The organism is Paenibacillus sp. ALJ109b (assembly GCF_010747435.1).
GTDB lineage: Bacteria > Bacillota > Bacilli > Paenibacillales > Paenibacillaceae > Paenibacillus > Paenibacillus taichungensis.
In genome coordinates this window covers 36,925-51,926 of sequence record NZ_JAAIFP010000015.1, presented here as the reverse complement: position 1 = coordinate 51,926, position 15,002 = coordinate 36,925, and the positions used below count along the sequence as shown (strand labels likewise).

General features: G+C 45.3%; 9 protein-coding genes. All 9 read left to right on the top strand.

What is annotated here, in order from left to right; genetic code table 11:
* Nucleotides 1-67 precede the first annotated feature (67 nt).
* The 9 genes from G3352_RS31590 to G3352_RS16270 all read left to right on the top strand — a co-directional run bounded on the left by G3352_RS31590 (nt 68) and on the right by G3352_RS16270 (nt 14,863).
* Complete coding sequence (locus G3352_RS31590; protein WP_163758042.1) at nt 68-2,656, top strand: DUF4352 domain-containing protein; 2,589 nt, start codon at nt 68-70, stop codon at nt 2,654-2,656.
* A 75-nt stretch (nt 2,657-2,731) separates the two neighbouring features.
* Nucleotides 2,732-3,328, top strand: coding sequence for a hypothetical protein (locus tag G3352_RS16305; protein WP_163758040.1), 597 nt, complete (start codon nt 2,732-2,734; stop codon nt 3,326-3,328).
* A gap of 148 nt (nt 3,329-3,476) precedes the next feature.
* Complete coding sequence (locus G3352_RS16300; protein WP_163758038.1) at nt 3,477-3,749, top strand: alpha/beta-type small acid-soluble spore protein; 273 nt, start codon at nt 3,477-3,479, stop codon at nt 3,747-3,749.
* 257 nt (nt 3,750-4,006) lie between these two features.
* Nucleotides 4,007-5,209 carry a methionine adenosyltransferase gene (gene metK, locus G3352_RS16295; RefSeq protein WP_062321756.1) on the top strand — a complete coding sequence of 401 codons (1,203 nt, stop codon included), beginning with the start codon at nt 4,007-4,009 and terminating at the stop codon, nt 5,207-5,209.
* 209 nt (nt 5,210-5,418) lie between these two features.
* Nucleotides 5,419-9,132, top strand: coding sequence for a SwmB domain-containing protein (locus G3352_RS16290; RefSeq protein ID WP_163758036.1), 3,714 nt, complete (start codon nt 5,419-5,421; stop codon nt 9,130-9,132).
* Nucleotides 9,133-9,499: 367 nt separating this feature from the next.
* Nucleotides 9,500-12,223 (top strand): stalk domain-containing protein, encoded by a 2,724-nt coding sequence (locus G3352_RS16285; RefSeq protein ID WP_163758034.1) that lies wholly within the window; start codon nt 9,500-9,502, stop codon nt 12,221-12,223.
* 47 nt (nt 12,224-12,270) lie between these two features.
* Nucleotides 12,271-13,431, top strand: coding sequence for a sensor histidine kinase (locus tag G3352_RS16280; protein ID WP_024631628.1), 1,161 nt, complete (start codon nt 12,271-12,273; stop codon nt 13,429-13,431).
* Between the two features lie 3 nt (nt 13,432-13,434).
* Entirely contained in the window at nt 13,435-14,157 is a 723-nt protein-coding gene (locus tag G3352_RS16275; RefSeq protein WP_063567747.1) for a response regulator transcription factor, read from the top strand.
* A 325-nt stretch (nt 14,158-14,482) separates the two neighbouring features.
* Nucleotides 14,483-14,863, top strand: a complete 381-nt coding sequence (locus G3352_RS16270; protein WP_205524900.1) for a hypothetical protein — start codon at nt 14,483-14,485, stop codon at nt 14,861-14,863.
* Nucleotides 14,864-15,002: the final 139 nt, after the last annotated feature.

The following is a 15,002-nucleotide window of genomic DNA, read 5'->3' as shown; positions in this document are numbered from 1 at the left end:
GAAACTTCCTGCTCTTAAAAAGCGTCTATAATATAGCATAATGGAAATCTATGTATGGAGGTTTCAAGTGAAGAATAAATGGACGAAAGTTATTATTACTGGTGCTTTATTGGGGATTACGCAAAGTGTATGGGGTGGCTACGTGACTACTGTGGATGCTGCTGTGACTTCAAAATCCTCAAGTACGGAGCAATCGAAAAAAATGGTTGTAAAAACCTTGACTAATGTCCCAGCCGTCAAATTATCAAGCAAAAGTAGTGTTAGACTCACGGATGTTAACGTGTTAACACAGGACGAAGGCAAGCTAATTACGTATACTCTCACATACACTAACAATGATAAGAAAAGCTTGCAGTTAGTTGATTATTGGACAAAAGTGCGCAGCAAGGGCGGAACAACCTATAATTCCAAACTGCTGGCTCAGGATGCAGAGAAAAAAAGTGTCGCTGGGGGCTCTACACTCTCGGTTACATATGTGACTACCGTGGGTAAAAACGTGCAGTTAAGCAGTCTTAATTTTGAAATTGTGAAATGGGATTTCAGTAAACCAAACTATGAAAGCATTCTGGGGAAAATCAATATTCCTGCCGCGTATAGTGTAGCTACTCCTGTAAATACACCTAAAAAGGTGCGGATTAATGATATCCCGGTGAAGGTTAAGGTTCAAAGTCTTCAGACGTTCTCTGCTTCAGACAAATCCAATTATGCAAGTGTGAAGATTAATATGCATAATGTGGGGTATAAGGGATTGGAAAACCCTAGTGTGAAATGGGTTCTTATTACTAAAGGTGGAAGCAGCTACCCGCTTAATTTGAACGCTAATGATGCAACGTATAGCTTACAGCCTCAGGAATCAAAGAGTATTAACTATATAACAACCATTCCCAAGAAGGTGAAGCTGGACGGGGCTGAGCTTATCATGGTGCAAGAAAATGAAGCAGAGAAATCAGTCATTCCACTGGCCACCATGCAAATGCCAAAATCAACTTCATTGCAGAATACAGAAATTAAGGCTGGAAAGGTCCATACGATCACACTTGAGGATAACAAAGGCAAAATGGCTACAAGTATCGGAGAGGTCAGTGTAAGTCAGACCCACGGCAATAACTATTATACTGTCAACTTTAAAATTAAAAATACGGGTACACGGGAAGTTACTGTTCCTAAGTATGAATTCTCGGTTCAAAACAAAAAAGGAAAAGATTTTCCGTTAGCTACTAAGGCACTGGATAGTCTCAAATTAAAGCCGGATGAAGAACGTTTAATACGTTTGACATTTAGTTTGCCTTATGAGGAAGCCGATGAATCGCTGAAATTGGTGATGAACACGCCAAAGGCCGAGGGCGCTGAGGGTTCGGAGTCTAAAGAGATTAAATTTTCTTATCCGGCTGGTATTTATATTTTGCCTAAAGCAAACTCGATGCAACAGTCTATTGGAACGGAGAGTACTCTTCAATTACAAAACGGAACATTGGGTGTGACGTGGAACTCGATTCAACGCTTGCCTTGGGAGAACTCGGATGTCTTGTCAGCAAGGGTGACTTTGCGTAATATTTCCACTAACACGCTCAAGCTTCCTGACCTAAAAGGAATGTTGTCCATTGACTCGGCGGATATTTCGGATACGAAATTAATGATTAGCCAAAATTCAGCCTTACTTGGGCCTGGAAATTCGGTGGATATTTACCTATTGACTTCTCTTCCTAGTGACCTGGGTGTGGCTCAACTGCAAGTAGCATTATCTGAGGTTGTGGGCGAGAATTCGTCTGAATTGATTCGTCTTACTCACATTGGCGAACTTCCGGCATTACCACAAGTGGCTTTGGGAACTAATTATGTATTAAATAAGCCTGGAAAGAGATCTGAAATCAAGGTGAAAAGAACTCTCGTCTATCCGGGGACATCTTCCGACATCGTATATACCGAGCTACAGGTGAAAAATGTGGAAAATCGCCAAATTGATCTGGCCCAGTTAACAGGATATTACGAATCCAAAAACGGACAGTACTACAAAACGACCGTTAAACAAATTGATTATCCCGCAGGTCCTGGAAACTCGGCTTTGGTGACGATGTGGTCCAAAATCCCGAGAAACACGGTTATATCAGATATGAGGCTGTTAATCGGTGAAACTGTGGGAGGAGAAAGCACAGGCAAAGAAGGAGCAGTTGCTGCTGGTACGGGATATGTGGATGCAGCTTCCTATGAACTCAAGCCTAATCAAGAGTCTACATTGACAACAATTAAAAATGTGGATATTTATCCTTTTACCATTCAAACGAGAGACTTCAAAGCATCTCTTAGCGGTGGCTCTACGGTCAACCTTTCATGGAACTATGATGCTTCCCGGATTAATGATATGAATCTGCCTGAAAATGAACACAAGCTCATTGTACAAATTATTGAACCTACTGGAAAAGTGTTTGATAAAGAGATTGTGTTGGACAAAGATCTTAAAGAAGGTAATAATCAATTCTTAAATTGGACGATCCAAGATGTAGTATTTGATGATCGTCGCAGTGGGGCTTACACAATCGCCATTTATGATGAATTCCAGGGACAACGGATCAAGCTTGCTACTCAAGCGATGGGCTTTGTGCCTGCGGTTGGGAATCTACCGGATGGTGGAAATAATCCCTCACCGGAGTCGTTGTAGAATCTTTCTATTAAAGATATGATAGACCAAGAGAATAAATATCTTTGGATAGTCTGATAGAAAGGAAGGTATTACATGAAACCTTATATGAAAATCTCAATGGCAGCGCTGGCAATCGGTGTTGGCGTATGGGTTGGGTCCGTATACAGCAACACCGCGATAGGTGCGGGTACAAGCCAGCCAGGAACAGCGGATGACCCGGTAGTAACGAAGAGTTATGTAGACCAGCAAATTCAACAAGCTTTGGGAGGTAAAATTCCCACAGGAAGTGGTAACACGAATAGTGGAGGCAACAACAATGCAGGGGCGGGTAATACATCAGGGAACAACATCGGCTCTACAGGAACAGGAAGCACAGGTGGTGATACAACACTTCCACCAGTAGTATCTGGTGCGACAGATGCTGTTGAGATCGTAACGGTGAAGCCGGGTCAACAGCTGATCGGTAAGTCTGGCGCGGAGTTCATCGTGCGCAGCGGCAAAGCTGTGATCGTCAGTGAAGGTACGAATGGTGTAGCTGATCTGACGGACGGGATTGACCTGACGAATGGGCAGGCGGCGCCGACCAATCATCTGCTTTCTTTTCCAAGAGATGGGCGGGGTATAACGGTGTTGGATGGTAACAAGTACAGCCTGACAGTGATGGTGCGTGGTGGATATTCTCTGAAATAGAATGTGCATCTGTCCAAGAAATTATTCGGTTGTCATTCATTTTATTTGCGCAGATTAACCAGTTCTAACAAACATTAATACGGCTAGCCAGCCTTGTTCCTGCTCACTCTATAACTGTACACAACCAATAATCGGAGGTGCAGGAATCATGGCTAGAAGCAACCGCAAAGTGGTGCCGGAAAGTCGTCAAATGCTGGATCAGATGAAGTATGAGATTGCTGCTGAATTTGGGCTGAATGTGGGATATGGTGGCAGAGGCCTTGCTGGTGCAGATACCGAATTTGGATCTGAATTGGGCGAAGTGAGTGATCACTCCTATGGCCAGTATGAAGGCTGGGGACATCTGACTTCCCGTGAGAATGGATCAGTCGGTGGAGAGATTACAAAAAGGCTGATTCGCCAGGCAGAGCAGCACTTATAGGGTATTATTCTTATCTCCATTTGTTTGACACCTCTTGACAAATACGTTAAGATGGCATTTGAGGTACGCAGCCTTTTCCACTAGGGAAAGGTTGATTTTTTGTTGAGGCCATTACCTGAAAAATCCTTATCTTCGTAACTGCGGACCCTGCGTCCTTATTCCGCCCGGAAAGCTTTCGAGGGTACAGTGAACGAATCACCGTAAATGTTTTGTTCGGGCAATCGCCATACTACTGGTTATGGGAGGTTGAAACTTCAATGTCTATTAAAGGCCGACATCTATTCACATCGGAGTCTGTAACTGAAGGACATCCGGATAAAATTTGCGACCAGATCTCGGACGCCGTGTTGGACGCGTTCCTGGCGAATGATCCAAACGCTCGTGTAGCGTGCGAAGTTTCCGTAGCTACAGGCCTTGTGCTTGTCATCGGTGAGATTAGTTCAGCTTCTGAATACGTGGACATTCCGTCCATCGTTCGTAATACGGTTAAGGAAATCGGGTACACACGTGCCAAATACGGTTTCGATTATAATACTTGTGCAGTTCTGACTTCTCTGAACGAGCAATCTGCTGACATCGCACAAGGCGTTAACGCAGCTCTGGAGAACCGCGACCCGGAACAAATGGCTCGTGAAACAGAGAACATTGGTGCTGGTGACCAAGGTCTGATGTTTGGTTTTGCAACCAACGAAACACCTGAACTCATGCCTTTGCCAATTGCATTATCCCACCGTATCGCTCGCCGTTTGGCAGAAGTGCGTAAAAACGGTACATTGGAATATCTTCGTCCGGATGGTAAAACTCAAGTAACGATTGAATACGATGGGGACAAGCCGGTTCGTGTCGATACGATTGTAGTTTCCACTCAGCATGCTGAAGAGACTACGTTGGAGCAAATTCAAAAAGACATCAAAGAACATGTAATCTTGCCTGTTGTTCCAGCTGAATTGCTGGACGAGCAGACTAAATATTTCATCAATCCAACAGGACGTTTCGTTATCGGCGGACCTCAAGGAGATGCAGGCCTGACTGGACGTAAAATCATCGTGGATACTTACGGCGGTTATGCACGTCACGGTGGTGGCGCGTTCTCCGGTAAAGATCCGACAAAAGTAGACCGTTCCGCTGCTTATGCGGCTCGTTATGTAGCGAAAAACCTCGTTGCTGCTGGTCTTGCAGACAAAGTGGAAATCCAGCTCGCTTACGCGATTGGTGTAGCCAACCCCGTATCGATCAACGTGGATACATACGGCACAGGTAAAGTCAGCGAAGAGAAATTGGTTGAACTTGTACGTAACAACTTCGATCTTCGTCCAGCTGGCATCATCCGCATGCTGGATCTGCGTCGTCCAATCTACAAACAAACGGCTGCTTACGGTCACTTCGGCCGTACAGATCTGGATGTACCTTGGGAACAAGTGGACAAAGCAGATATTTTGAAAGAGCAAGCCGGTCTGTAAGTTATTTATGCCCTTTAAAGCCCTTTGGTTCCGCTAAGGAATCAGGGGCTTTTTTACTTTAGATATTTGTATTTTCTCTCACTAAGGCAAACGAAATAAAATTTACATATTATAACTATTTGCTAATCAAATATTTCCTTTTAACCGAAGTACATAAAGAGGTCTACACATTGTTCAGACAGAAGAATATGGACGAGGAGGAACGAAAGGTGAGTATAAAAGGATTGATCCGTAAGGGGATCGTCGGGTTATTAATTGCGTTGTTGATTACGCAAGGTTGGTATAGTGGTTTTGATTGGAAAGAAAACAAAGTGTATGCAGATGATTTGACAAGTTTGGGTATTGAGTCGTCTGTACCAGCATTAGGAGTAAGCAATGCTGATAGTACATCACCGTTTATTCTTGTTTTTAAGAAGCCAGTTAGAAAAGTTGCAGGAACACAAGAGAACATATCCATATACAGATTACCGGAGGAAAAGCTTGTCGCTGAGGTCCCTGTGAGTTCTCAGGTAAACCTCATTCCTGACTTACCTGATACTCCAGACGTAGGAAAGACTATTACTTTTCAGTTGACTGAATCTCTTAAAGGTGGGCATTATGCAATTAGAATCGGTGATAAATCTTTTGAATATGGAGCTAATGAGCCCTTTAATGGATTGAACCAGGAGGCTTGGTCGTTCTACACCAAGGGAGTAGGTGCGACAAAGGCGCTTTCCTTATCTCCAGCTAACGGTGCAGTATCCGTTGCGCGTGATTCCAATTTACGGGTGACTTATAGCAATCCTATTGAGGTCGGTGTAGGAGATATCGAAATTTTCGAAGACGGTGTGTTATTTGAGAAATATGATATGAGATTAACGCAACCTCGTGTTGTGATTAGTGGAAGTACACTCACGATTGATCCTTTAAAAAGTTTTTCCAATAATGCTACATACTCAGTTCATATATCTCAAGGTGCTTTAAGGGATAAGGAGGGAAACGATGTCGCTGGATCAGGGCTTGATGGATGGAACTTTAAAGTGTTCCAATCTGACCCTACTTCCTTAACGGTATCTTCCCTTTCACCATCTAACGGAGCAAGTGGGGTGGCGCTGACAGGAGAGTTGATAGTTACGTTCAGCAAAGAGCTGGATCCTCGTTATCCGGGATCAGTGACGCTTAGAACTGCCAGTGGTGCAGTAATTGCAACTACAACATCAGTGAACAGTTCGAATCACCGACAGCTGCGAATCATTCCGCTTAACAGTTTAGCGAGTAATACCAGCTATATCGTGGACATTCCGGGAGGGGTATTGCAGGACAAATCAGGAAATCTGTATATGGGGCTGAACGGTGCATCTTCTTGGACATTCAGAACATTAACGCTTGACCGAACGGCTCCGGTTCTCAAGACATCCAGAATGTACAGTAATACCATTATTCGTCTGACTTATGATAAATTGCTCTCAAATCTTGATCCTTTTACTTCAAGTTTTACTGTTACCGTTAACGGAGAATCACGAAATGTGAGCACATCTTATGTGTCTGGAGATAGCGTTTACGTTGTTCTCGATACAGGCGTAGCTGTAGGGCAAGTGGTACGAATTGCTTACTCGCCTGGATCATCAACGCGCAAAATTCAGGATTTGTCTCTGAATTCCGCCGCTGCTTTCTCTGCCAGAGATGTGGAGAACAGTCTTGAATCGATTATGTCCAAACCAAGAGAAGGTACTGCCTATAATAATACGATTAATCTCTATTATCCAGAGACCGTATATATTAATTCTAGTGAAGCATTTAAACAATTCAGCGTGACTGCAGATGGATCGGCAGTGGGTGTAAGCAGCATCTCGACCAACAATAGCTCACTTGTCACTCTGAACTTAAGTCGTTCAATCACGAATGGTGAAGTCGTTCGTGTATCCTATCAGCCGGGCGAATGGGCTGTGAAAGATAGCCGTAGTCAGGCTCTTGCCGGATTTAGTGGGTTTTACGTCCGTAATAGCTTCGATACGAAGAATCCTGAATTCCAAAGTGCAGAAGTCAGCGGCAATAAGCTGTGGATTCGCTATAACGAGCCGCTAAGTCGCACAAACAAACCACTGAAAAGTCAGTATTCCGTACTGGTGGACGGTAAAGCCGTATTTGTAAATGATTCGGAAATCGAGGATGATATGGTCACACTAACACTCGCCTCATCGGTTACGAGCACTCAGACCGTAACCCTGTCATACGTTCCTGGATCGAGCCGTCTAACGGATCTGAACGGTAACCCAGCGGGGTACTTGAATTTGACCCCCGTGACGTATACATACGGGAACGGAACGATCTTGTCCGGTATGTTACAAGGAGATACTATACTGATCAACTTCCGTAATGCTTTGAAGACAGAGTCTGCATTAACACCTACTCAGTTCAATGTACAGATCGGTGGCAACACAGTACTCGTTAATTCGGCATCTGTGTCCGGCGCAGTTGTTACCTTGAAACTACCAAGCCCGGTAACAGCTGGACAGACGGGTACAGTTAGCTATGCCCCGGGTTTAGTTTCGCTTAGGGACTCTCTTAATTCTGAAGTAGGGGCATTTGGCCCACTGACGTTGCAGCAAAGTGCAAGCCCTACTCCTACTACCATTCCATTGGAGGGACGTCCTTCCTGGATCACCGAATGGAGTGCAGCTGAATCCGGATTTGGGCAAGCGATGTTCGTAATGAGCCGTGATACGGCTTCTGTCGAAACCTCAATCTCACGCAATAACCGTTCGACGCGGCAGTTTACCATAGATGAGACGAAACTTGCTCAAGCATTTGAATATGCGTATTCAAGCGGGAAATTAAATCAACCTGTAATGTTTGAAGTACCAGAGAGTGAGGCAACGGCTTCTGTTGGAATCCCGTTTCATACGCTCTCTCGGATGGCTGCAAACTATCGGTCGGGTTCAATTGGAATTAAGTATAGTGACAGTGTATGGATCGTTCCTCTTTCCAAACTAGACGTCGTGGCTATGGGACAAAGTGCAGGTATAACGACTGCTCCTGGTACTGCTATATTGTACGTACAGTTAGAAGCTCTTCCTATTTTCTCGTTAGGAACGCTGGAGTACATGCTGTCAAGTTCCAACGCTCAACGACTGGCCAATGTAACAGAAGTTCATATTGAGCTTTACAATGGCAATACCGGGCAAAATGTAGAACAGAACATCAAGAGTCAGTTTTGGATGCAACTCCCTGGAAACACGTCAACAACCTTATCCGGGTTCACTGCTGTTGATCCGACTACACAGACTTTATCCTATGTGCCAACAACATTCAGAAACACGACAGGTGGAATAATTGCCAGAGGCCAATTAAACGGCAATCAGATCATAGCGCCTGTAACTCATCTGGTCAGCTTTCCAGATGCAAAGCCCTGGGCGCGTGATGCTATTACAGAGTTGGCCTCTAAATGGATCATTAGTACTGACAACCTTACTGCTTACAAACCCGATAAGAAAATTACCAGAGCAGAATTCGCTGAATTAATTGCCAAAGGACTGGGCCTTAAAGGGAATCGTGAAGCCGCCCAACGTTTCCGCGATCTTAATGGGAATAGTACAACAATTTCATATATTGGTGCTGCGGCTGAAGCTGGAATTATTAAGGGAGTTGAGGGTGATAAGTTCAAGCCCAATAGCTTGATAACCAGGGAAGAGATGGCAATCATGTTGATCAGGGGGATGGAGTATACCGGGCAACCAGCGGCTCTTCAATCATCAGCTAAAGATACATTATCTAAATTCAAGGATAAAAAAAATATAAAATCCAAAGATTCTGTTGCCAAGGCAGTGCAGGCAGAAATTATACAAGGGGTGACTAAAACGGAATTCCAGCCCTTGGAGAATGTAACTAGGGCGCAGGCAGCAGTCATGTTAAAGCGTATGCTTAACAGAGTCGGATATCTATAAAATAAAATCGAAGCTATTATTATTCAAAAAGAAGCATATCAGATACAAATCTGATATGCTTCTTTTTTGTGAATATGAAGGGAAAATAAGTTTTTGGAAGATACTTTGATTTTTTTAAAAAAACGTGACATCTAATGTTACATCAAAGAGCGAAAAGGTATTGAATATGAAAGGACATCATGAGTGTATATATAGGGGAATCCAAATTTTAGAATCAATGAGTGGTAATATAGGCTTGGGGCGTAACTTTTTCCACAAAAAGCAGTCTATTAATAGAAGAGTATACTAGAAATCTCGCTTTCTACGCCACGTGGCAGAGATCGTGATATCTAAGATTGATATACAAGATGGGAGAGACGTTTCAAACATGCTGGGGAAACAAGGGAAACGGCTGAACGACGTTAAGGGTAATCAGGCGAAGAAATGGGCGATTGTAACACTGGCAGGTGTCATCTGGATTGCTCCGGTTCTGGGAGCGGGACAGCAGGTGTGGTCAGGCACTTCCTGGCAATCGTTAGCAGCCGCGGCATCTACAACGACAAGCAAACTGAGTGAAGAAATTTTGACTTCGGGTGCGAAGTTGATGAAATATAACTATACAACAACACGTTCCGGCTCAAAGGTGAACGTATTGGCGGACGTCATTCAAGTGGATTTGCAGAATCCCTATGTGAAGCTGGACGTTATGACAGGCAAGGGTGGCAACCTGAACAGTAAACAAAGCACGGGTGCCATGGCCAAGGAAAACGGTGCAGTAGCTGCCGTAAATGGCGATTATTTCAATGTATCCGGTGAGCTTGCTCCTATCGGTGGACAGGTCTCGGATGGGGTCCTCGTATCTACTCCATCCGAACTGTCAGGGATGTATGCCCTCACCGTAACCAAGGACGGCAAGCCGATGATTGATGAATATTCATTCGATGGCACCGTGAAGGCAGATGATGGTTCAACGTTTGCTTTGCGTGGGATAAATAAAGAGGACTACACGGTCGAATCGAGCTCGGTGAAGTACAGTCACGCCAATTCGATGTATATTTATACACCGGCTTGGACGTCAACGAAGCGGCCGAATGATCCTTCCACAACACCAACCGAGGTACTTGTGCAGAACGGTGTAATCACCCAAATTTCGGATAAAAAGGCGTTAAACATGACGGTGCCGGCGGATGGGTACATTTTGCGTGCGCACGGAACGGCAGCGACATGGATTATGACTCACCTGGCGGTAGGGCAGACGCTGAATGCAGATTACAAGTTGAAAGCCAAAACGACGGGGGAGACCGTTGATCCAAGCAACCTGCAGATGATGATCGGTGGTCATACCATTCTGGTGAATGGGGGCAAGGCGGCTACTTTTTCCCGCGATATTGCTGCTTCCGGCATCGGTGGCATTCGCGCAAGAACGGCAGTTGGCTACTCTCAAGATGGTCGGTATGTCTACATTATTGCAGCGGAGAAAAACAGTAACAGCAGCGGTTTGTCGCTGACTGAACTGCAATCCTTCATGACCAGCATTGGTGTATGGAAAGGCATGAATCTGGACGGAGGCGGCTCCACAACAATGGTAACTCGTCCGCTTGGCGAGGAGACAGCAGGGCTTACGTTCAACACGGAGTACGGTACAGAGCAGCGTCAGGTCGTAAACACGCTGGGCGTGTTCTCTACGGCTCCAGAAGGTAAGCTGAAGGGCTTTGCCGTGAGTGGCAGTCAAACGTTGCTGGTAGGGCAAGAGGGCAAGTATACAGCCAAAGGATATGACACTTACTATAACCCGATTGCGACAGGCGATATCAAGATGACATGGAAATCGAGCAACAACGGCATCGTGAGTGTAAGCAATGGAACGATCAAAGGTGTGAAACCAGGTACAGCTACGCTGACTGCAACAAGTAATGGTGCTTCATCTTCCATTAAAGTTACCGTGCTGGGTGGCAGTGAACTGGCTTCGCTGACAGCCGGATCTGGTTTGGGATCGCTCCAAGCGGGCACAACGATTTCCATTCCAGTAACGGCGAAGACCAAAGACGGACAAAGTGTAACAGTTCCGGCGGACTCGCTAACTTGGGAGTTTATCGGTTTCAAAGGTAAAGTGGTTGCAGACCAATTAACCGTTTCCTCTGTGAACTCTGGCGCTCAAGTTGGCTATGCAATCGGTCGTTATGACGGCTACAGCACGGTGGTTGTGCTCTCCGCTGCGGCAAGTGAAACAATATGGGAGAACTTCGAGAATGTAAGCTACCCGATCAACTTCACGACCAATGCATCAGGTGTAACTGGATCGGCTTCTGTGACAGCGGGAACAGGTGAAAAAGCTGGCTCCAAGGTGCTGCAGCTGAGCTATGACATGACCGCAGGAATAGGGAAAATGTATGCTTATGCCCAATTGAATGGTTCCACTGGCAAAGAGGTATCTGCAACAGCGACTTCCATGTCGATGGATGTTATGGGAGATAAGAGTCTGAACTGGCTGCGTGCCGAATTTACCGATGCCAGTGGCAAAACGGTATATGCCGATCTCGCTAAGGCGATTGATTGGGATGGTTGGAAAAAGCTGAATGTGGACCTGAATGGGCTGAATATTTCTTATCCGGCGAAGCTGAAACGGGTTTATGTGGTGAATGTGGAAGAAGGTCAGGATGAGCGTGCGAAGACGGGTACGGTTGCTTTTGACAATATTGCTTTCACCATGCCATCCAAATCCAGTGAAGTGGGCTTGCCTACAGGAACTGCTTCATTAGTGCTTGGACAGAAATCCATGACCGTAAACGGAACGAAAAAGGCAATTGATGCTGCGCCAGTACTGAAAAATGGTACAACATATGTCCCAATCAAGCATGTATTGGATGCTTTTGGTGGGCAGGCGAGCTGGGATAGCAAAAATCAACGGATTACCGTTGTACGTGGTGGCAAGCTAATTGATCTGGTTGTAGGCCAGAAAGAATTCATTATCAATGGCAAAAGACAAAGTGCAACAGTAGCACCTTACGTATCTGGTGGTAGGACTTTAGTCCCTCTTAGACTCGTTTCGGAGCAGCTTGGACTGACTGTAAAATGGGAACAGAACACGAAGACCGTTACCATCTCATCGTGATATGGTATGATATATACCGGAAACGATAGAAATGGAGTCGAACAAACGTGGATTTACAAGCCGATGCCATAGACCGCGTCATAAAAAACGCCATACAAGTCATGGAAAACAGTAAATATCAAATGTTTGAGATTATGGACTCGACTCGGAATGAGCTAAAAACGCTGAACGAGGAATTGAAGTCAGTTCTGAAGGAGACGGCGGAAACGATCGAGAAAGTAGATCAATTGGAGCTCAACTACCGCCGCTCCCGGATCCGGCTAACTGAGGTTAGCCGTGACTTCGTCCGTTATTCCGAGCATGATATCAAGCAGGCGTATGAGAAAGCGACGCAGTTACAGCTGGATCTGATGATTTACCGTGAGAAGGAAATGTATCTGAAAGCCCGTCGGGATGATCTGCAGAAGCGTGCCAAAAATGTGGAAGCTTCCGTGGAGCGCGCCGAGACGATCGGTTCCCAGATGGGGGTTGTACTGGAGTATCTGTCGGGTGAGCTGGGTCAAGTGACCCGCATCATTGAATCCGCCAAAAATCGACAAATGATTGGTTTGAAAATAATTTTGGCCCAGGAAGAAGAGCGGAAACGTATTGCCCGTGAGATCCATGACGGACCTGCGCAGATGCTCGCAAATCTAGTGCTTAGGACGGAAATTGTAGAAAGAATGCTCATAAAGCAGGATTTTAAGATGGTCCAGGCCGAAATAGTAGATTTGAAAGGCCAGGTTCGTTCGAGTCTTGGAGAAATGAGAAAAGTTATTTTCAATTTGCGTCCTATGGCACTGGATGACCTGGGATTGATTCCAACGCTTCGGAAGTACGTGCAGGATTTTGAAGAAAAAACAAAAATCCGCTCGCTTTTTGAAACGAGAGGCAAGGAACACCGTTTGTCTTCGGCAATGGAGGCTGCGATTTACCGCCTCGTGCAGGAAGGTCTGTCCAATGCTGCGAAGCATGCTTATCCCACTTATGTTGTAGTGGAAATTACATACCAGGCTCAGCTCGTTAAGATTGTCGTGCAGGACAATGGGCTTGGGTTCAAACCGGAGCTTCTTGCGAAGAAGAGCAAGGATCATACCCACTTCGGTCTGATTGGGATGAGAGAGCGGGTTGAACTGTTAGAAGGAAGAATAGAGATCGAGTCCGCGGAAAATCAAGGAACCAAAATAGTGATTCATATCCCGACAAACGTGGATAAGGGAAAGGAGTAGCAGATGGAAAACCGTGATACTGGAAAGACATCAATTAAAGTTCTTTTGGCTGATGATCATCAGCTGTTCCGTGAAGGTCTGAAACGCATTTTAAATATGGAGGACGACATTGAGGTCATCGGCGAATGCGGCGATGGGATTCAGGTGCTCGAATTCTGTAATCAGGATAAACCGGACATCGTATTGATGGACATCAACATGCCTGTGGAAAACGGGGTTGAAGCGACGGAGAAATTGCGTGAGCTGTTCCCGGATGTCAAAGTCATTATCTTGTCTATTCATGATGATGAGAGTTATGTGTTCGAGACGCTGCGTAAAGGTGCTAATGGCTACCTGCTCAAAGATATGGAGGCCGAGTCCCTGATCAATGCGATTCGTTCTGTTCATGAAGGGCATGCATTCATCCACCCTAAAGTAACTGGCAAACTGATCATGCAGTTGCGTCGTATGACGTACCTTAATGAGACAGGGGCAATGAGCGAAGGAGCTTCGAAGGAAGCAGGCGTTAAATTTGTCGCTGGCGACAATAATCCGCTTACTCGTCGTGAGGCTGAAGTATTGCGTCTGATGGCTGAAGGTAAGAGCAATAAAATGATTGGTGAGTTCCTGTTCATCAGTGAGAAAACAGTAAAAAACCATGTCAGCAGTATTTTGCAGAAGATGGAAGTGGACGATCGTACACAAGCGGTTATCAACTCGATCAAATATGGTTGGGTTACCCTCTAATATACGATTGTATTTAGATGCAGTTTGATTATAGCAATTATAGGATTCTGTTTACTCGCGCCCATTCCAGAGTGTTGGACTGGTTAGCGGGTTAATGGACTTTATCACTGCAAATGAGCAAAGTGTGAAGTTAGAAGAACTTATGTTCAAGCTTCGGCATGAATGATTGAACGACCTGGCCTGTCTTCTTCGTCCGGTGTCGATCAGAATGGAATATGCGCTTTAGGATTTGCAAGTGTAACCCTTCGGGGAATGCAGCATATACTGCTGTATACAGGGATGTTCGCCATGGGTGAGCATGACCTTCCGAGGAGGTGCAGTTGCCATGGTTGCTCATCTGACTATGATTCTGCTCATATACTTCCTGGCGGCAATGGCCGTTCATGCCATGCACCAGCGCCATCTTTCCCGTCCGGACCCCGAGGGCTACGAGCAGATTATGCTCATTCCTTCCAATCAGGAGCAGCGGATTGAAGGCATTGTAAGAGCGCTTTGCCGGGAATTATTTTACCGTGGAAAGAGCTTCACATTGACGGTTGTCGCTGATCGTACGGAAGCCGAAACGGTTCGTATTATTGAAAAGCTTATGCTTAGGCAAGGAATGGAGTTATCCTACTTGTCCGCTGTCCCATCGGATATGGAACAGTGGAATCAGACCGGGAATCGTTCTATTCGCCTTATCGATTTGCGTGAGCCAAAGCAGTAGATGCTTTTTTTTGCAACAGTGGGTCCATTAATCGTGCAAGCTGCTGAGACAGACTGGCTAAAGCGTGTCATCAGTCAGAATGTACTTTCAATGAAGTCATACCGGCTTGCAGAATTTCATCATGTTCGAGGTTAAAGAT